This is a genomic window from Serratia rubidaea, from assembly GCF_016026735.1.
Lineage (GTDB): Bacteria > Pseudomonadota > Gammaproteobacteria > Enterobacterales > Enterobacteriaceae > Serratia_B > Serratia_B rubidaea.
Genome location: NZ_CP065640.1, coordinates 1,933,696 through 1,951,303, shown reverse-complemented (window position 1 = coordinate 1,951,303; position 17,608 = coordinate 1,933,696). Strand labels below are relative to the sequence as shown.

Sequence of the window (17,608 nt, the reverse complement as noted above, 5' to 3'; positions counted from 1 at the left end):
CCAGGCGACAAACAAAAGAACCCTAACCCGGAAAATTCTTCCAAGTCAGGATCGATTTTGCATTTTGATACGCATTTTAGCGTAGAGTTCCTTAAGGGTCATCGTTTACTTTTTCCCTGAATGCGCCGTAGTATGACGGCACGTTACCCAGCAGTTAGCCAGAGATTATGCGTTTTTCACGAATTGTCAGTGCATTGGCGTGCGCATTTGTTTTGAATGCCAACGCCGCCCCGGTTGAAGATTACACACAATATTTGCCTGATGGAGCCAACCTTGCCCTGATGGTTCAAAAAATCGGCGCCAGCACGCCGACGATTGATTACCACTCGCAGCAGATGGCGCTGCCCGCCAGTACCCAGAAGGTGTTGACCGCGCTGGCGGCCCTGCTGCAGCTCGGCCCTGACTACCGCTTTACCACCACGCTGGAAAGCCAGGGCAAGATTGACGATGGCGTGCTGCGCGGCAATCTGATCGCCCGCTTCGGCGGCGACCCGACCTTTAAGCGCCAGAACCTGCGCAATATGGTCGCCGAGCTGAAAAAGCAGGGCGTCAGACAAATCAGCGGCGACGTGCTGGTCGATACTTCGGTATTCGCCAGCCATGACAAGGCGCCCGGCTGGCCGTGGAACGATATGACGCAGTGCTTCAGCGCCCCGCCGGCGGCGGCGATTGTCGACCGCAACTGCTTCTCGGTATCGCTGTACAGCGCGGCCAAACCGGGCGATATCGCCTTTATCCGCGTCGCCTCCTATTACCCAGTCAATATGTTCAGCCAGGTGCGTACGCTGGCCAAAGGCTCGCCGGACGCCCAATACTGCGAGCTGGACGTGGTGCCGGGTGAACTGAACCGCTTTACCCTGACCGGCTGCCTGACGCAGCGCAGCGATCCGCTGCCGCTGGCGTTCGCCATTCAGGACGGGGCCAGCTATGCCGGCGCCATTCTGAAAGATGAGCTGACTCAGGCCGGCATCCAGATTGACGGCCATCTGAAGCGTCAGACCCAGCCGGGCATGAACGGCACGGTGATTGCCCGCACCCAGTCGGCGCCGCTGCACGACCTGCTGAAGGTGATGCTGAAAAAATCTGACAATATGATCGCCGATACCGTATTCCGCACCATCGGCCACGAACGCTTCGGCGTGCCGGGCACCTGGCGCGCCGGCGCCGACGCGGTACGTCAGGTGCTGCGCCAGAAAGCCGGGGTCGATCTGGGCAACAGCATCGTGGTGGACGGCTCCGGCCTGTCGCGCCATAACCTGCTGGCGCCGGCGACCATGATGCAGGCGCTGCAATATATCGCCCAGCATGACAACGAATTGGACTTTATTTCAATGCTGCCGCTGGCCGGCTACGACGGCACGCTGCGCTACCGCGGCGGCCTGCATGAGGCCGGCGTGGACGGTAAAGTCTCGGCGAAAACCGGCGCGCTGCAGGGGGTCTATAATCTGGCAGGCTTTATCACCACCGCCAGCGGTCAGCGCATGGCGTTTGTGCAGTATCTGTCGGGTTACGCCGTACCGCCGGAAGATCAGCGCCAGCGCCGGATCCCGCTGGTGCGTTTCGAAAGCCGGCTATACCGGGATATTTATCAAAATAACTGAGTAACCACCCCATGGGAGCCCCGACGTGAAGCTATTGATTGTCGAAGACGATGAGCTGTTGCAACAGGGGCTGGCCATGGCGCTGGCCGCCGAGGGCTACGCCTGCGACTGCGCGCTGACGGCGGCGCAGGCCAATGCGCTGATCGACACCAGCCAGTACAGCATGGTTATTCTCGATCTCGGCCTGCCCGACGTTGACGGCGGCGCCCTGCTGCGGCAGTGGCGACGCCGGCAGATCGATTTGCCGGTATTGATTCTCACCGCCCGCGACGCATTGGAAGACCGCGTCGACGGACTGGACGCCGGCGCCGATGATTACCTGGTGAAGCCCTTCGCGCTGGTTGAGCTGCAGGCGCGCGTCAGGGCGCTGATACGTCGCTACCAGGGCCACAGCGACAACCTGCTGCAGCAAGACGATCTAACGCTCAATCTCTCCAGCCAGCAGGTTTACCTGCAACAGCAGCCCGTCGACGTTACGCCGAAGGAGTTCGCCATTTTATCGCGGCTGATCATGCGCGCCGGCCAGACGGTCAACCGCGAGCTGCTGCAGCAGGATTTATACGCCTGGAACGACGACCTCGGCTCCAATACCCTCGAAGTACACGTCCATAATCTGCGCCGCAAGCTGGGCAAAGACCGCATCCGCACGGTGCGCGGCATCGGCTACCGCCTGGAGCCGCTGCCATGATCAGCATGCGCCGCCGCCTGCTGCTGATGCTGGCGCTGATTCTGCTGGTCACCCAGTTGATCAGCGCGCTGTGGCTATGGCATGAAAGCCGGGAACAGATCGGCTTTCTGGTGGATGAAACCCTGTCGGCCCAGGTGCGTACCGAAAAAGTCGACGGCGAAATCGCCGAAGCGATCGCCTCCCTGCTGGCGCCGTCGCTGATTATGATGATGGTCACGCTGATCGCTTCGTTCTGGGCCATCAGCTGGATCATCCGCCCGCTTAACCAGCTGCAAAACCGGCTGGAGAAACGTTCCGCCGATAATCTGTCGCCGCTGCCGGTCAGCAACGACAGCCGGGAAGTGGTGGCGGTCACCACCGCGCTCAATCAGCTGTTCTCGCGGCTCGATAGCACCATTCAGCAGGAGCGGCTGTTTACCGCCGACGCCGCTCACGAGCTGCGTACCCCGCTGGCCGGTATCCGGCTGCATCTGGAACTGATGGAGCAACAGGGAGTACGGGAAAGCACGCCGCTGATTGCGCGCATCGACCAGCTGATGCATACCGTCGAGCAGTTGCTGATGCTGTCACGCGCCGGGCAGAATTTTGCCGGTGGCCACTATCAACGTTTCGACTGGGTGGCGGACGTCATCACGCCGCTGCGCGAAGAGCTGGAAGAGCTGGCACAACGGCGCAATCAACGGCTGGCGTGGCAACTGCCGGCCGAGGCCGTCACCCATGGCGATCCGGTGTTACTGCGCCTGCTGCTGCGTAATCTGGTGGAGAATGCCCACCGCTACGGCCCGCCGGGCAGCGCTATCCTCATCCGCCTCGGCGCGCAAAACGGCGGCCATCAGCTGCAGGTCATCGATGAGGGGCCGGGTATTAAGCCGGAGATGGCCGGCGAGCTGACCCAGGCCTTCAGAAGAATGGACCAGCGCTATGGCGGCAGCGGGCTGGGGCTGAACATCGTCATCCGCATTATCCAACTGCACCAGGGACGTCTGGCGCTGGAAAACCGCCATGACGCCAGCGGCCTTAACGCCTGCTGCTGGCTACCGGTCAACCCGCTGCAGCCGTAACCCACAGGCAAAAAAAAAGCCCCGCGCTGCGGGGCCTTGTGATGCGATGCTTATTTCTGGTAGATGATTTCGACGCCTTCGTCGTCATCTTCATCCCAGTCATCATCCCAGTCGTCGTCGGCTTCGGCTTCTACTTCCGCCAACTGTTGGCGGTGGTAATCGTCCCACATAAACTCGACTTTTTCCGGTGCGCTCTCTTCGAGCGCCATCGCTTTCGGCTGGCTGTTGATAAAGTTCATCACGTCCCAGCACAGCTCTTTAACGCCAAGATGGCTGGCGGCGGAGATCGTGTAGTATTTCTCTTCCCAACCCAGCGCGTCGACAATCGCCTTGGCGCGTTCGGCGGCTTCTTCTTCACTCAGCAGGTCAACCTTGTTGAACACCAGCCAGCGTGGCTTCTGCGCCAGATTCTCACTGTACTGATTCAGCTCGTTGATAATCACACGGGCGTTTTCCACCGGATCGGTCTGGTCAATCGGATCGATATCCACCAGGTGCAGCAGCACGCGGCAACGCTCCAGGTGCTTCAGGAAGCGAATGCCCAGGCCGGCGCCTTCAGACGCGCCTTCAATCAGCCCCGGAATATCCGCCACCACGAAGCTCTGTTCGCTGTCCATACGCACCACGCCGAGGCTTGGCACCAGCGTAGTGAACGGGTAGTCCGCTACTTTCGGCTTGGCGGCCGATACCGCGCGGATAAAGGTGGATTTACCGGCATTCGGCAGGCCAAGCATGCCGACGTCCGCCAGCAGCATCAGCTCCAGCAGGATATCGCGCGCTTCACCCGACGTACCGTTGGTCTTCTGGCGCGGAGCGCGGTTGACCGAGGATTTGAAACGGGTGTTGCCCAGGCCGTGCCAGCCGCCCTTCGCCACCATCAGTCGCTGCTGATGACGCGTCATATCGCCGAGGATCTCGCCGGTGCCCTGATCTTTCACCCGGGTGCCGACCGGCACCTTGATCACGATGTCTTTACCGCGTTTGCCGGTACAGTCACGGCTCTGGCCGTTCTGACCGCGCTCGGCGCGGAAGGACTTCTCAAAGCGATAGTCGATCAGCGTGTTCAGGTTTTCGTCCGCCAGCAGGTAGACGTCGCCGCCGTCACCGCCGTCGCCGCCGTCCGGGCCGCCGTTGGGGATATATTTTTCGCGACGGAAGCTGACGCAACCATTACCACCGTCACCTGCAACGACCAATATCGCTGCTTCATCTACAAACTTCATTTTCCGTCTCCGTAAATCATTCACCGGGCTGCTTGATAGGAGCAACCAGGAGGTTTTCTGCCCGTCGTGGCCACCACCGGTGACCAATTGCGGAAAACATTGCGCCCGCAACCACCACAAACGCGCCCACGTAACCGACGACATTCAACGTCGGGGCGGCAAACATCTGCGGCCATGCCAACGCCAATAAATCTGAAAACAGCAGGGTAAACAGCGGTGTCAGCGTCACTAACGCGCTCACCTGCGCCGCCTGCCAACGCGCCATCGCCTCTGCCAAAGCGCCATAACCAATCAGCGTATTCGCACCGCAAAACAGCAGGCAGGCCAGTTGCCAGCCGCTCAGCTGAAAAATCATCCCCGGCTGCGCCAGGGGAAATAATGCGATTGCACATAAAGTGTACAACATTACCAGAATCTGCGGCGACGCCAGCCGGCGCAGCAGAACCTTTTGCGCCACGCCGTAGGTGACCCATACCGTTGCGGCGCAGACGCCCAACAGCACCCCCAGGGTGTAATCCGTCAGGCGGGTAAAAATCTCAACCAGGCTGACGTTGAAAAACAGCATCAGCCCGCAAATCAGCATCAGCGCGCCAATCACCTGGGTAATGCGCATCCGCTCTTTCAGGATCAGCACGCTGGCGAACATCATCCCCACCGGCGACAGCTGGCCAATCACCTGCGAGGCCGTCGGGCTGAGATACTGCAGCGAGGAGCTGAAAAACACAAAGTTCCCCAGCAGCCCGGCGGTAGCAATCACCAGCAACAGCAGCCAGCGCGGCTGGCGAAAAAGTTTTACCGGCGGCAAACGGCCGCGTAACGCCAGAATAACGCCAAGCCCAACCGCCGCAATGGTAAAGCGATACCAGACGATGGTAAACGGCGTCATCACCTGTAGAACTTCTTTCATGGCTATCGGCAGCGCGCCCCAGCAAACCGCCGTGGTTAACGCCAGAGAAATACCGACCCCGACCTGCTGTTTTGTTTCCATGCGTCATCTGCCCGCGCTGTCGTTCCCGAATAGCCAAGGTGTAAAATGGGTTGGCTATAAATGTAAAAAGCCCCGCAACGAATTGCAGGGCTTACATCTATTTATTAAGGCTCGAAAAATTATTCAGCTTCGATGCTGATGAATTTACGATTGCTCGGGCCTTTAACTTCGAATTTGACTTTACCGTCTTTCAAAGCAAACAGAGTGTGGTCTTTGCCGCAACCTACGTTGGTGCCCGCGTGGAACTTGGTGCCACGTTGACGAACGATGATGCTGCCTGCCAGTACTGCTTCGCCGCCAAAGCGTTTTACGCCCAGACGTTTAGCTTCTGAATCGCGACCGTTACGAGTCGAGCCGCCAGCCTTTTTGTGTGCCATTAATCCGCTCTCCTAACTTAAGCGCTGATGCCGGTGATTTTAACGTCAGTGAACCACTGACGGTGGCCCTGCTGCTTACGGTGGTGCTTACGACGACGAAACTTAACGATTTTAATTTTCTCGCCACGACCGTGTGCAACGACTTCAGCTTTGATCTTGCCGCCATCGACGAAAGGAACGCCGATTTTGATATCTTCGCCATTAGCGATCATCAGAATCTGGTCAAACTCAACCGCTTCACCAGTTGCGATGTCCAGCTTTTCCAAGCGAACGGTCTGACCTTCGCTTACTCGGTGTTGTTTACCACCACTTTGGAAAACCGCGTACATATAAAACTCCGCTTTCCGCGTGCTCGATGATTAGTACAGAGCGCGCTATAAATATTCACAATAGGGCGCGAATTCTACGCAAAAATACAGCACATGACAAGAGCAGAATCTCGACTGAAGTAGAAAAAAGAAGAAAAAAAGCACAGTTTCTTTCGTGGCGTTTATCTACGCCGTTTTTCAAGTACAATCATAGGCACAGTTACCGCCATGTACCGATGTGAGCAGCGTTCTCATCGCGGTGAAGAGAAACACAGCTGAAAACAATACAATGAACCTAGATCAAATTATTGAGTTAACCGCGCAAGATATGGCGGCAGTGAATGCAACAATTCTCGAACAGTTGAATTCCGAAGTCACGCTCATCAATCAGCTTGGCTATTACATTATCAGCGGTGGCGGTAAGCGCATCCGGCCGATGATCGCCGTCCTGGCAGCCCGGGCGCTGCATTCGGAAGGCGACAAGCACATTACCATCGCCGCGCTGATTGAGTTTATCCACACCGCGACCCTGCTGCATGACGATGTGGTTGATGAATCCGATATGCGCCGCGGCAAGGCGACCGCCAACGCCGCGTTCGGCAATGCCGCCAGCGTGCTGGTCGGCGATTTCATTTATACCCGCGCCTTCCAGATGATGACCAGCCTGGAATCACTGCGCGTGCTGGCGCTGATGTCGGAAGCGGTCAACGTGATCGCCGAAGGCGAAGTGCTGCAGCTGATGAACGTCAACGATCCGGATATCAGCGAAGAGAGCTATATGCGGGTGATCTACAGCAAGACGGCGCGCCTGTTTGAAGCCGCTGCGCAATCTTCCGCCATCTTGTCCGGCGCCACGCCGGAGCAGGAACAGGCGCTGCAGGATTATGGCCGCTATCTCGGCACCGCGTTCCAGCTGATTGACGATCTGCTGGATTACAGCGCCGACGGCAGCACGCTGGGTAAAAACACCGGCGATGACCTGAATGAAGGTAAACCGACGCTGCCGCTGCTGCACGCCATGCATAACGGCAACCCGGAGCAGGCGGCCATGATCCGCGGCGCCATTGAACAGGGCAACGGCCGCCATCTGCTGGAGCCGGTGCTGGCGGCGATGGAACAGTGCGGTTCGCTGACCTATACCCGCCAGCGGGCGGAAGAAGAAGCCGACAAGGCCATCAGCGCGCTGGAGGCCCTGCCGCCGTCAGAATACCGCACCGCACTGGAAGGACTGGCGCACCTGGCGGTGCAGCGCGAGTTTTAAGGCATTACGGCCTACTATGTCCCCAGGCGCTTTACCGGTGCTTATCGCTGACGACCCTCAGCGATAAGCGCCAGCAGTCCGCCAATGCCCTCACGCAGCAGAAACGTCAGTATCTGCGCTCTTTCATCATCCGACATATAGTGAAAATAGGCGTTCCATACCGCCAACGGATCCTGTCTTTCTGCGGCGTAACCCGCGGGATCCTCCTTCAGCATCAGGGCACTGCGCACGCCCGGCGGCAGGCTGTCGATATGATACTCCACCGCTTTGCCCTGAACGCCTTTGCGACGCTGACTGACCCATTTTTCCCGACGCGCCATCTGGTTAATTCCCTGTGGCGAGGAAGGTAGCCCCGCAATGCCCGTCAATTCCCTGGCAGAAAACCACTCACTGTTCATAGCCATCGTCTCTGAAGATTATGCGCCACCATTATTTTTGGAAAAGATTCATTCTTTTCGGAAATAAAGGCGTTATTTTTTCCATATCACCGGTTCACGTTTTATGAACGATTAATACGAACGCGTTAGTTATACCACTAACGCCACTTTGGCTAATCACACAAAGAAGATCAATATGAATGCACCGCGCCGGAAGGAGTGGCGCACCCGACGGGGACGGGGCTGCGCGATTTTTAAGAAACGCTTTCCTGATGTTCTCCAGACGCTTTATCGGTGCTTATCGCTGACGCCCCTCGGCGATAAGCGCCAGCAGCCCGCCAATACCTTCGCGCAGCAGAAACGCCAGCATCTGCTCTCTTTCATCGTCCGACATATGGTGAAAATAGGCGTTCCATACCGCCAGCGGATCCTGTTTCTCTACGGTGTAGCCCGCAGAGTCTTCCTTCAGTATCAGGGCATTGCGCACGCCCGGCGGCAGGCTGTCGATATGGTACTCCACCGCTTTGCCCTGTACGCCTTTGCGACGCTGACTGACCCATTTTTCCCGACGCGCCATCTGGTTAATTCCCTGTGGCGAGGAAGGTAACCCCGCAATGCCCGTCAATTCCTTGGCAGAAAACCACTCACTTTTCATAGCCATCGTCTCTGAAGATTATGCGTCACCATTATTTTTGGAAAACAGAGGGCGTTTTTAGGAAAAATAATGGTATTCTTGTTTCCGTATAACCGCTTACGTTGTACGAACGATTAATACGAACGCGTTAGTTATACCACTAACGCCACTTTGGCTAATCACAAAAGGAAGATCAACATGAATTCAAGGAGTGAAGATTGGCATCCTGCCGATGTCATCGCAGCACTACGTAAGAAGGGCACCACGCTGGCGGCGGTATCGCGCCGCGCCGGGCTCAGTTCATCAACCCTGGCTAACGCCCTGTCCCGCCCCTGGCCGAAAGGCGAGTGGCTGATCGCCGAGGCGCTGAACGTCCACCCTTCGGAAATCTGGCCAAGCCGCTATTTTGATCCCGAAACCCAGCGTCTGCTGGATCGCAAGAGTCGGATAAAATCCTGACGTCAGGGCATAAAAAAACCGCCGGGATAATACCGGCGGCCTTTGTATCACGCTACGGGGTCAATCAGTTGTTGATAAACTTCTCGCCCAGTTCGATATCTTTATGCAGAACGTCCAGCATGTCGTTCAGCGCTTTTTGCTCAAACGCGCTCAGCGTGCCGATGTCTTTACGCTCTTCCACGCCGTTTTTGCCCAGCAGCAGCGGCTGTGCGAAGAAACGCGCATATTTGCCGTCGCCTTCCACATAGGCGCACTCAACAACGCCCGGCTCACCCTGCAGCGCACGCACCAGAGACAGACCGAAACGTGCAGCCGCCTGGCCCATGGACAGCGTCGCCGACCCGCCGCCGGCTTTGGCTTCAACCACTTCGGTACCCGCATTCTGAATACGCTTGGTCAGATCAGCCACTTCCTGGTCGGTAAAGCTCACGCCCGGGATCTGGGACAGCAGAGGCAGAATGGTCACGCCTGAGTGGCCGCCGATGACCGGCACGTTCAGCTCTTCCGGCTTTTTACCTTTCAGCTCGGCCACGAAGGTGTTGGAACGGATAATGTCCAGCGAGGTCACGCCGAACAGTTTGTTTTTATCGTACACGCCCGCTTTTTTCAGCACTTCCGCCGCGATGGCGACGGTGGTGTTCACCGGGTTGGTGATAATACCGATGCACGCTTTCGGACAGGTTGCCGCCACTTGTTCAATCAGGTTACGCACGATGCCGGCGTTAACGTTGAACAGGTCAGAACGGTCCATACCCGGCTTGCGCGCTACGCCGGCGGAAATCAGCACCACATCGGCGCCCTGCAGCGCAGGTTTGGCGTCTTCACCGCTGAAGCCTTTGATGCTAACAGCGGTTGGGATGTGGCTTAAGTCAACGGCAACGCCTGGCGTAACGGGGGCAATGTCGTAGAGGGAGAGTTCAGAACCTGCAGGTAGCTGGGTCTTGAGTAGAAGGGCAAGGGCCTGGCCAATACCGCCAGCTGCACCGAGAACTGCAACTTTCATCCTATACTCCTTGTATTATCTTAAATATAAAAGCGCCGTGAATTCAGGGTTACGGAACTTATGTTATCACGCCTTTAAAAACAATCGCTTAACCGTAGGATTGCGAACTGACGCAATAAAATAGCCGTGATCGCGGACATTTTAGATTAAATAACCTGTGCATGAAGGGCATAGCGCACAGTAATCGAAAATTGTGCGAGGTTATTCACGCGCAAGTTAACCGGCCGTTACATTACACCCTTACGCAACATCAGAACAACATCATTTTAATAACATTTTATTCACTCTTTTCCGCCGATGAATCCTGTGAGAAAGGGCATATTCATGACCCGCGTATTTTGCTAGAATAACGCCCTTTCCCTGCCGTTCCGGCCATTTTTTTGCTGGTCGGCCCCCGCTTTTATTGCATAAAAATTCATCTATATGCATAATAATGACCTCTATTGGCAACATTCCACGGTGCAAAATGCGTAATCCCGCAAAGCAGGAAGATCTGATCAAAGCGTTCAAGGCGTTATTGAAGGAAGAAAAATTCAGTTCGCAAGGCGAGATCGTTTTGGCGCTGCAAGAAGAAGGCTTCGAAAACATTAACCAATCCAAAGTATCACGCATGCTGACCAAGTTCGGCGCGGTACGCACGCGTAATGCCAAGATGGAGATGGTGTATTGCCTTCCCGCCGAGCTGGGGGTGCCGACCACCACCAGCCCGCTGAAGAACCTGGTGCTCGACGTCGACCACAATGATGCCGTGGTGGTGATCCACACCAGCCCTGGCGCAGCACAGCTGATCGCCCGCCTGCTCGACTCGTTGGGTAAGTCGGAAGGTATCCTCGGCACTATCGCCGGTGATGACACCATCTTCGTTACCCCGGCCAGCGCCTTCACCGCCCGCCAGCTGTATGAAGCCATCCTGGCGCTGTTCGAACAGGAACTGTAATCATCACTTCCCGTCACGACGCGGTCCACGGCCGCGTCGTGGGCAGGCTTCCCGCCTTCTTTACGCCTTTGCATAGTTTCCCATTGTCGCGCTGATCGCGACGATCGCACCAGCAACGTCATCATTCGCGCTATTTCATCACGGCGTTTTGCCGCAGATAGCCGATTCCGCACTTTTCGACAAAGTTGCTCACCTGCTTGATATTACAGAAATTTAACATAGAAAGATCGTTTTATAACCACTTTTTATTCCTGCCGGTTATAAGAAATGGTAAGCATAATGATAAAGTTTCATAGGGAACTGTTAGCAAACTATTAATTTTTCGGGTTACTAGCTGTATACTCATTTCCGTGACATGAATCACAGTTCACAGGAACTGATAAAAGAATTCTACGAGGTCAAATCATGAAAGTTAAAACTACTGTTGTGACTCTTGGCGTGCTGTCTATGCTTTCATTCGGTGCTTTTGCAGCACAATCCATTAACGCAGAACAGGCGGCAAATCTGCAGCCGGCGGGCACCATTACCGTCAGCGGCGTTGCTGCGGCGCCTTCTGATATCCGTCAGGCGCTGTCTGATAAAGCCGATGCCAAAGGCGCCACCGCTTTTCGCGTGATCGAAGCGCGTAACGAAGGCAACTTCCACGCCACGGCGGAAATTTACAAGTAAGCACTTAATACGCTCCGGCAACGGACGATAAAATCTCTGGCAACGCTGCACCCATAACGGTCTTCAAGAATAAAAAAACAATCCGTCCTTCCAGGCCGTTACTGAGTAGCATCAAGGACTAACCATCATGAACATGAAATTTACGATTGCAGCGATGGCGCTGCTGTCAGCCGTCTCTTTTGGCGCCTCAGCCGCCACGCTGGTGAGCACTCAACAGGCCAGCACCCTGCAGTCTATCGGTACCGTTACCGCCAGCGGCGTCGCCGGCTCACCGCCGGATATTCGCCAGGCGCTGTCCGATAAGGCTGACCAACAGGGCGCCAAAGCCTACCGCATCATTGAAGCCCGTGAGAACGGCAACTGGCACGCCACGGCTGAAATCTATAAATAACCATTCAGGGACGCGTTTACCGAGCTGATTATCCTCGTCAATGCCACTGCCGAGTTCTGACGTTAACGCGAATTCCCTGAAGAACCCCTCGTCGTCCTATCCGACGAAACCCCATTGCCCCCGCTTGCGGGGGCTTTTTTTATGGGCAAGAAAAAAGCCGCAGAGCGGCTTTTTATCATCAGCATGGCATACCGGCAGCGTTACTTCTCCCGCTGCGCCAGCGCCGCCAGCAGCTTGTCATGAATGCCGCCGAAACCGCCGTTGCTCATCACCAGAATGTGATCGCCCGGCTGCGCGGTTTTCACCACCATCTCCGCCAGCGTATCCACGTCGGCGCTCCAGTGGGCCGGCTGCACGCAGGCTTCCGCCACTTCCGCCACCTGCCACGGGTTATGATCCGGCTGATACAGGAACACTTCATCGGCACGGCCAAGGGCAGGCGCCAGATCGTTTTTGCTGATGCCCATCTTCATGGTGTTGGAGCGCGGTTCCAGCACCGCCAGAATGCGCGCGGTACCGCCGACCTTGCTGCGCAGCGCCGCCAGGGTGGCCAGAATCGCCGTCGGGTGGTGGGCAAAGTCGTCATAAACTGTTACGCCGTTGGCTTCGCCGCGCAGTTCCAGGCGGCGACGGGCGTTGATAAAGTCGCCCAGCGCACGGCAGGCATCGGCCGGCGCGACGCCGACATGGCGGGCCGCCGCAATCGCCATCAGGCCATTGTGCATATTGTGTTCCCCCACCAGCGACCAGTTGACCTCGCCCACTTTTTCGCCGTTCAGCCAGACCGCATAATGGCTGGCGTCGGTGGTCAGCTTCTCGGCGCGCCAGGCGCCGTCTTCACCCACCAGTTCCTGCTCGCTCCAGCAGCCCATCGCCATCACCTGCTTCAGGTTGGCGTCGTTGTCCGGCAGAATGATTTTGCCCTGGCCCGGCACGATGCGCACCAGATGGTGGAACTGCTTCTGAATGGCCTTCAGGTCGTCAAAGATATCCGCGTGGTCAAACTCCAGGTTGTTCATGATCAGCGTACGCGGGCTGTAGTGCACAAACTTGGAGCGCTTGTCGAAGAAGGCGCTGTCATACTCATCGGCCTCAATCACAAAGAACGGGCTGCCGCCCAGACGCGCGGAAACGTCAAAGTTGCCGGGTACGCCGCCGATCACAAAGCCGGGCTGATAACCGCAGGCTTCCAGGATCCAGGCCGCCATGCCGGCGGTGGTGGTTTTGCCATGGGTGCCGGCCACCGCCAGAACCCAACGATCGCGCAGCACATAGTCGTGCAGCCACTGCGGGCCGGACACATAGGGAATCCCCTGCTCCAGCACCGCTTCAACGCACGGATTGCCGCGCGTCATGGCATTGCCGATGATCACCAGATCCGGCGCCGGATCCAGCTGTGCCGGATCGTACCCCTGGATCAGCGCGATCCCCTGGTTTTCCAACAGCGTGCTCATCGGTGGATAGACGTTAGCGTCAGAACCCGTGACCTCATGTCCAAGCGAGCGCGCCAGTACCGCCAGCCCGCCCATAAAGGTGCCACAGATGCCAAGAATGTGAATGCGCATAGGTTTCTCATTGTTGAGTACGTCGAATGTGCGCTTATTCTAACGCTCAGAATCGTCCAGAAGAAATGGATTTGCCTATGAATAGCGCGACGCTTTGGGCTACACTGCTGGCGAAAACGTTGGCGGTTTGTTAAAAACTGCTATCCATCCGTAGATTCAGGGATTGTGTCATGAAAACGTTAGGCGAATTTATCGTCGAGAAACAACACGACTTCTCTCACGCTACCGGCGAATTGACCGCACTGCTGTCGGCCATCAAACTGGGCGCAAAAATCATCCACCGCGACATCAACAAAGCGGGTCTGGTGGATATCCTGGGCGCCAGCGGCGTTTCCAACGTACAGGGCGAAGTTCAGATGAAACTGGACCTGTACGCGAACGAAAAGCTGAAAGCAGCGCTGAAAGCGCGCGGCGAAGTGGCGGGCATCGCTTCTGAAGAAGAAGACGAGATCGTCATTTTTGACGGCGACCGTGCTGAAAACGGCAAGTATGTAGTGCTGATGGATCCGTTGGACGGCTCCTCCAACATCGATGTCAACGTCTCCGTCGGGACGATTTTCTCCATCTATCGCCGTATTACGCCAATCGGCACCCCGGTGACCGAGGAAGACTTCCTGCAGCCGGGCAGCGCCCAGGTCGCGGCCGGTTACGTGGTTTACGGCTCCTCCACCATGCTGGTGTACACCACCGGTTATGGCGTCCATGCCTTTACCTACGATCCTTCTCTGGGCGTGTTCTGCCTCTCCCACGAGAAAGTGCGCTTCCCGGAATCCGGCAATATGTATTCCATCAACGAAGGCAACTACATCAAGTTCCCTCTCGGCGTGAAGAAATACATCAAATACTGCCAGGAGCAGGACGAAGCGACGCAGCGTCCTTACACCTCGCGCTATATCGGTTCTCTGGTTGCCGACTTCCACCGCAACCTGCTGAAAGGCGGCATTTATATCTACCCAAGCACCGCCAGCCACCCACAGGGCAAGCTGCGTCTGCTGTATGAATGCAACCCGATGGCGTTTCTGGCCGAACAGGCCGGCGGCAAGGCCAGCGACGGTAAAAACCGTATTCTGGACATTACGCCGCAGAAACTGCACCAGCGCGCGCCGTTCTTCGTCGGCACCAAATCGATGGTAGAAGACGCCGAACGCTTTATCGCCGACTATCCGGACGAGTAACGCCTTCGACGCCGGGGCCGCTCAGGCCCCACGGCGCAGCACGCTGCGCCGTTATCGCGTTATAGTTTGAACGCCGCCATGCTCTGCGCCAATGACTGGGCCTGCTCTTCCAGTGAGCGCGTTGCGGCGGCGGACTCTTCCACCAGCGCCGCATTCTGCTGCGCCACCTGATCCATCTGCGCCACCGCCAGATTGACCTGCTCGATGCCGCTGCTCTGTTCGCGGGTCGCCGCCGAGATTTCGCGCATCAGCGCCGTAACGCGTCCGACTTCATCGGCAATGCCGTTCATGGTTTGCGCCGCCGACTCTGCCATCTGCTCGCCTTCCTGCACCCGCTCCTGCGAGGCTTCAATCAGCCCCTTAATCTCCTTGGCCGACTGCGCGCTACGCTGCGCCAGACTACGCACCTCGCCGGCGACAACGGCAAAGCCGCGCCCCTGCTCGCCGGCCCGCGCCGCCTCAACCGCCGCATTCAGCGCCAGAATGTTGGTCTGAAATGCGATGCCGTCCATCACGCTGATAATATCGGCAATGCGGCGGGAGCTGTCGGTAATCGCCAGCATTTTGTCTTTGACCTGGCTGACTACGTCGCTGCCGCGGTCGGCGACGTCGGACACGCTGAGCGCCAGCTGGTTGGCCTGCTCGGCGTTTTCCGCATTCATTTTAACCGTTGAGGTCAGCTGTTCCATGCTGGCCGCGGTCTCTTCCAGCGAGGCCGCCGACTCTTCGGTACGCTGCGCCAGGTGAACGTTGCCGGCCGCCAGCTCGCGGGAGCCGACGTCAATCTGACTGCTGGCATCGCGCACCTTGCTGACCGACATCACCAGCGACTGCTGCATGCGCTGCATCGCCCGGATCAGGCGGCCCATTTCGGTATCCCCTTCACCGCGGATCTTACGGGTCAGATCGCCGTTGGCAATATGCTCCAGCTCGGCGATCGACGCATCCAGCGGGCGCAGAATAATCAGCCGCAGCGCAAACCAGGCCAGCACCGCCAGCAGCACGCTGAGTATTCCGGCCGCCACGATTAATGCAATCTTGGTGCTGGCGTTGCCTTCCGCCTCGCGCACCTGCTGCTGCCCGGTTTCCATGGCAAAGCGGCGGAATTCGCTCAGATCGTTTTCAAATGCAATGCTCAGCTTAGAGATGCGCGTTTCCTGAATACGGTAGTATTCGTCGATCTGGCCGGCCTTGATGGCGTCCGCCATCGGACGCACGCCCTGCTCCTGGTAAGCGCGGTAGCTGGCCTGCAGACGTTCGGACAGCGTTTTGCCGCGCTCGGTGACCGTCCCCACGCCGACAAACGTCGCCATTTCACGCTGCGACTGCGCCAGATAGCCGTAAATACGCCCGACGGTGGCGTCGGCCACCGCAATCTGACCCACTTCGCGCTGGCGCACCGCCAGAGATGCGGCGGTGCGCGCCCGCAGCGTCAGGTTGGAACTGTTCGCCAGCGAGCCCAGCTCCTCGCCCAGAATCTGATTCAGGGTATGCAGCGAACGTGAGCCCTGGTTAATGGCATTGACACCGATAATGCTGACCATAATCAGCAATACCGTCAGCAGGCTGAGCAGGGCCAGCAGCCCGGCCTTCACCGTAATTTTATTTAGCATGGATTTTTCCTGGCTATCGACAATAGGTGGTTACAGAAGATGTAGGGTGGTAAAACGCAGGACGTCGCCGCAGCGCGTCGTTGTTATTTGCTAGGTTATCGACAGGCCAGGGCGAAACTTGATGCTGAACAAGGATTAATCTGAAAAAAACACGCCGCTGCGCCATCAGCCGCCAGCGTGGCAGGCAGATGGCCTATTCTGCCAAATAAAGGCTGTAAAGCGCCCTCTGCCCAAACCAGCTCGCTCTATTTGCGCAAAAGGGATATTTATCTGTCGAAAAAGATAATAACGTGAAGAATATCGCCAGAGTAGCAAGGTTAAAACTAACAGGCATCATCAGATACAGCGGTCATGGTTCAAACATACAACGCATTAACGATATACTATTCTATTTGTCGTGTTAAACCGGTTTTCATTAAGATATTGCTGTCAAGATACTGAGAACAGTATTAATAACGATGGCGCCAACAAAAATAATAATAGGCATTTATCAATATTAATAACCGAGCCCCCCTCTCCCTGATACATCATATTTATTTTTTCGCCGATCAATTCGGAGACCATCCTATCCGTGCGTGCTCCCCGGCAGCGCTACGCCAAGCCACACAGACCGTGCTCACGGCGCCAGCGCGAGAAACCAATACATAATAAAAATGTCATCTATTTAGATAAGGCTTACACTCAATGATTAATTGAAAAAACCAATATTCATTGATCCACAACAAAAATAAAGGCTTTCGATAACCTGAGTCTTTTACTACTATTCACCAGGCGTTGCGACAGGATGAATAATGCCATCTATTCGCACACACAGGCAGGATCATATATCCACAAAAAATATATTTTCTGCAAACATCAGCAACCAAGGATAATATTGGCGCATTTCGGCGACCGAATGATTTAAATACCCTATCGGCTAACACGCTTTGCGCTTAAATATCCCAGGAAATTCTATCACTCAAGGAGATGTATCATGAGAGAACTATCTACCAGCGAACAGCAGGAAGTCAGCGGCGGTCTGTTTGGCCTGATCACCGCGCCTATCGGCGGCATCCTCGGCGCGGCGATTGGCTCCATCGTCGATGCCGGCAACCGCGTTGCCGGCCGTGACTCCAACTTCAAAGGATCCGGCGCGCTGCTGGGCGCCGGCATCGGCGCAGCGGTAGGCCTCTCGCCAATTACCGCCATCCTCGGCATCGGCTCCGGCATTGTCTCCATCGTCCGCAACGGCCTGGGCCTCAAGGGACAAAAACCGCTGTTCTAAAGCCTCTTTCGGCA

At 56.7% G+C, this 17,608-nt stretch carries 19 protein-coding genes; 10 read left to right on the top strand and 9 right to left on the bottom strand.

From position 1 onward, the window contains the following. Positions 1–167: 167 nt before the first annotated feature. From dacB to pmrB, 3 genes are read left to right on the top strand one after another with little or no spacing between them, the layout of a single operon-like run. Positions 168–1,601: a serine-type D-Ala-D-Ala carboxypeptidase gene (gene dacB / locus I6G83_RS08985; protein WP_054307473.1), complete on the top strand. Its 1,434-nt coding sequence runs from the start codon at positions 168–170 to the stop codon at positions 1,599–1,601. A gap of 25 nt (positions 1,602–1,626) precedes the next feature. Then, positions 1,627–2,289, top strand: a complete 663-nt coding sequence (gene pmrA, locus I6G83_RS08980) for a two-component system response regulator PmrA (protein WP_054307472.1) — start codon at positions 1,627–1,629, stop codon at positions 2,287–2,289. Then, positions 2,286–3,350 (top strand): two-component system sensor histidine kinase PmrB, encoded by a 1,065-nt coding sequence (gene pmrB / locus I6G83_RS08975; protein ID WP_054307471.1) that lies wholly within the window; start codon positions 2,286–2,288, stop codon positions 3,348–3,350. The genes pmrA and pmrB overlap by 4 nt, the downstream gene beginning before the upstream one ends. 50 nt (positions 3,351–3,400) lie before the next feature. Here pmrB and cgtA read toward each other — a convergent pair whose 3' ends face one another. From cgtA to rplU, 4 genes are all read right to left on the bottom strand, one after another. Then, positions 3,401–4,573, bottom strand: coding sequence for an Obg family GTPase CgtA (cgtA, locus tag I6G83_RS08970; RefSeq protein ID WP_054307470.1), 1,173 nt, complete (start codon positions 4,571–4,573; stop codon positions 3,401–3,403). A gap of 16 nt (positions 4,574–4,589) precedes the next feature. Then, the gene (locus I6G83_RS08965; protein WP_054307469.1) at positions 4,590–5,561 is read right to left on the bottom strand and encodes a DMT family transporter; all 972 of its coding nucleotides are present in this window, start codon (positions 5,559–5,561) and stop codon (positions 4,590–4,592) included. Between the two features lie 119 nt (positions 5,562–5,680). Next, positions 5,681–5,938: a 50S ribosomal protein L27 gene (gene rpmA, locus I6G83_RS08960; protein WP_004933559.1), complete on the bottom strand. Its 258-nt coding sequence runs from the start codon at positions 5,936–5,938 to the stop codon at positions 5,681–5,683. A gap of 17 nt (positions 5,939–5,955) precedes the next feature. Beyond that, positions 5,956–6,267, bottom strand: coding sequence for a 50S ribosomal protein L21 (gene rplU, locus I6G83_RS08955; RefSeq protein WP_004933561.1), 312 nt, complete (start codon positions 6,265–6,267; stop codon positions 5,956–5,958). A 268-nt stretch (positions 6,268–6,535) separates the two neighbouring features. Here rplU and ispB point away from each other — a divergent pair, with 268 nt between their 5' ends. Further along, positions 6,536–7,507 carry an octaprenyl diphosphate synthase gene (gene ispB, locus I6G83_RS08950; protein ID WP_054307468.1) on the top strand — a complete coding sequence of 324 codons (972 nt, stop codon included), beginning with the start codon at positions 6,536–6,538 and terminating at the stop codon, positions 7,505–7,507. Positions 7,508–7,548: 41 nt separating this feature from the next. Here the strand turns inward: ispB and I6G83_RS08945 are convergent, their stop codons facing one another. Both I6G83_RS08945 and I6G83_RS08940 read right to left on the bottom strand, forming a co-directional pair. Next, on the bottom strand, positions 7,549–7,905 hold the full coding sequence (locus I6G83_RS08945) for a DNA-binding protein (protein WP_062779155.1): 357 nt from the start codon (positions 7,903–7,905) through the stop codon (positions 7,549–7,551). A 277-nt stretch (positions 7,906–8,182) separates the two neighbouring features. After that, positions 8,183–8,539: a DNA-binding protein gene (locus tag I6G83_RS08940; protein ID WP_062779132.1), complete on the bottom strand. Its 357-nt coding sequence runs from the start codon at positions 8,537–8,539 to the stop codon at positions 8,183–8,185. A 177-nt stretch (positions 8,540–8,716) separates the two neighbouring features. Between I6G83_RS08940 and I6G83_RS08935 the strand changes: the two genes are divergently transcribed. Continuing rightward, on the top strand, positions 8,717–8,977 hold the full coding sequence (locus I6G83_RS08935) for a helix-turn-helix domain-containing protein (RefSeq protein WP_054306984.1): 261 nt from the start codon (positions 8,717–8,719) through the stop codon (positions 8,975–8,977). Positions 8,978–9,041: 64 nt separating this feature from the next. Here the strand turns inward: I6G83_RS08935 and mdh are convergent, their stop codons facing one another. Further along, positions 9,042–9,980: a malate dehydrogenase gene (gene mdh / locus I6G83_RS08930; RefSeq protein WP_054306959.1), complete on the bottom strand. Its 939-nt coding sequence runs from the start codon at positions 9,978–9,980 to the stop codon at positions 9,042–9,044. Between the two features lie 466 nt (positions 9,981–10,446). Between mdh and argR the strand changes: the two genes are divergently transcribed. The 3 genes from argR to yhcN (I6G83_RS08915) all read left to right on the top strand — a co-directional run bounded on the left by argR (position 10,447) and on the right by yhcN (I6G83_RS08915) (position 11,977). Further along, complete coding sequence (gene argR / locus I6G83_RS08925; RefSeq protein ID WP_041411702.1) at positions 10,447–10,917, top strand: transcriptional regulator ArgR; 471 nt, start codon at positions 10,447–10,449, stop codon at positions 10,915–10,917. A gap of 405 nt (positions 10,918–11,322) precedes the next feature. After that, on the top strand, positions 11,323–11,586 hold the full coding sequence (yhcN, locus tag I6G83_RS08920; protein ID WP_015670593.1) for a peroxide/acid stress response protein YhcN: 264 nt from the start codon (positions 11,323–11,325) through the stop codon (positions 11,584–11,586). 127 nt (positions 11,587–11,713) lie between these two features. Next, positions 11,714–11,977, top strand: a complete 264-nt coding sequence (yhcN, locus tag I6G83_RS08915) for a peroxide/acid stress response protein YhcN (protein WP_054306960.1) — start codon at positions 11,714–11,716, stop codon at positions 11,975–11,977. 200 nt (positions 11,978–12,177) lie between these two features. On the opposite strand, the gene mpl is transcribed toward yhcN (I6G83_RS08915), so the two are convergent. Further along, the gene (gene mpl / locus I6G83_RS08910) at positions 12,178–13,542 is read right to left on the bottom strand and encodes a UDP-N-acetylmuramate:L-alanyl-gamma-D-glutamyl-meso-diaminopimelate ligase (RefSeq protein WP_054306961.1); all 1,365 of its coding nucleotides are present in this window, start codon (positions 13,540–13,542) and stop codon (positions 12,178–12,180) included. Between the two features lie 170 nt (positions 13,543–13,712). On the opposite strand from mpl, the gene fbp reads away from it, so the two are divergent. Beyond that, a complete protein-coding gene (gene fbp / locus I6G83_RS08905) occupies positions 13,713–14,717 on the top strand; it encodes a class 1 fructose-bisphosphatase (protein WP_015670590.1) in 1,005 nt (334 codons plus the stop codon). A 59-nt stretch (positions 14,718–14,776) separates the two neighbouring features. Here the strand turns inward: fbp and I6G83_RS08900 are convergent, their stop codons facing one another. Continuing rightward, positions 14,777–16,330, bottom strand: a complete 1,554-nt coding sequence (locus tag I6G83_RS08900) for a methyl-accepting chemotaxis protein (protein WP_054306962.1) — start codon at positions 16,328–16,330, stop codon at positions 14,777–14,779. Positions 16,331–17,303: 973 nt separating this feature from the next. Between I6G83_RS08900 and I6G83_RS08895 the strand changes: the two genes are divergently transcribed. Continuing rightward, positions 17,304–17,594, top strand: a complete 291-nt coding sequence (locus I6G83_RS08895) for a hypothetical protein (protein WP_054306963.1) — start codon at positions 17,304–17,306, stop codon at positions 17,592–17,594. Positions 17,595–17,608: the final 14 nt, after the last annotated feature.

Bases quoted from the DNA above. Each gene is read 5' to 3' on its own strand.
- dacB (WP_054307473.1), top strand. From the start codon at position 168: ATGCGTTTTTCACGAATTGTCAGTGCATTGGCGTGCGCATTTGTTTTG.
- pmrB (WP_054307471.1), top strand. From the start codon at position 2,286: ATGATCAGCATGCGCCGCCGCCTGCTGCTGATGCTGGCGCTGATTCTG.
- cgtA (WP_054307470.1), bottom strand. From the start codon at position 4,573: ATGAAGTTTGTAGATGAAGCAGCGATATTGGTCGTTGCAGGTGACGGT.
- I6G83_RS08965 (WP_054307469.1), bottom strand. From the start codon at position 5,561: ATGGAAACAAAACAGCAGGTCGGGGTCGGTATTTCTCTGGCGTTAACC.
- rpmA (WP_004933559.1), bottom strand. From the start codon at position 5,938: ATGGCACACAAAAAGGCTGGCGGCTCGACTCGTAACGGTCGCGATTCA.
- rplU (WP_004933561.1), bottom strand. From the start codon at position 6,267: ATGTACGCGGTTTTCCAAAGTGGTGGTAAACAACACCGAGTAAGCGAA.
- ispB (WP_054307468.1), top strand. From the start codon at position 6,536: ATGAACCTAGATCAAATTATTGAGTTAACCGCGCAAGATATGGCGGCA.
- I6G83_RS08945 (WP_062779155.1), bottom strand. From the start codon at position 7,905: ATGAACAGTGAGTGGTTTTCTGCCAGGGAATTGACGGGCATTGCGGGG.
- I6G83_RS08940 (WP_062779132.1), bottom strand. From the start codon at position 8,539: ATGAAAAGTGAGTGGTTTTCTGCCAAGGAATTGACGGGCATTGCGGGG.
- I6G83_RS08935 (WP_054306984.1), top strand. From the start codon at position 8,717: ATGAATTCAAGGAGTGAAGATTGGCATCCTGCCGATGTCATCGCAGCA.
- mdh (WP_054306959.1), bottom strand. From the start codon at position 9,980: ATGAAAGTTGCAGTTCTCGGTGCAGCTGGCGGTATTGGCCAGGCCCTT.
- argR (WP_041411702.1), top strand. From the start codon at position 10,447: ATGCGTAATCCCGCAAAGCAGGAAGATCTGATCAAAGCGTTCAAGGCG.
- yhcN (WP_015670593.1), top strand. From the start codon at position 11,323: ATGAAAGTTAAAACTACTGTTGTGACTCTTGGCGTGCTGTCTATGCTT.
- yhcN (WP_054306960.1), top strand. From the start codon at position 11,714: ATGAACATGAAATTTACGATTGCAGCGATGGCGCTGCTGTCAGCCGTC.
- mpl (WP_054306961.1), bottom strand. From the start codon at position 13,542: ATGCGCATTCACATTCTTGGCATCTGTGGCACCTTTATGGGCGGGCTG.
- fbp (WP_015670590.1), top strand. From the start codon at position 13,713: ATGAAAACGTTAGGCGAATTTATCGTCGAGAAACAACACGACTTCTCT.
- I6G83_RS08900 (WP_054306962.1), bottom strand. From the start codon at position 16,330: ATGCTAAATAAAATTACGGTGAAGGCCGGGCTGCTGGCCCTGCTCAGC.
- I6G83_RS08895 (WP_054306963.1), top strand. From the start codon at position 17,304: ATGAGAGAACTATCTACCAGCGAACAGCAGGAAGTCAGCGGCGGTCTG.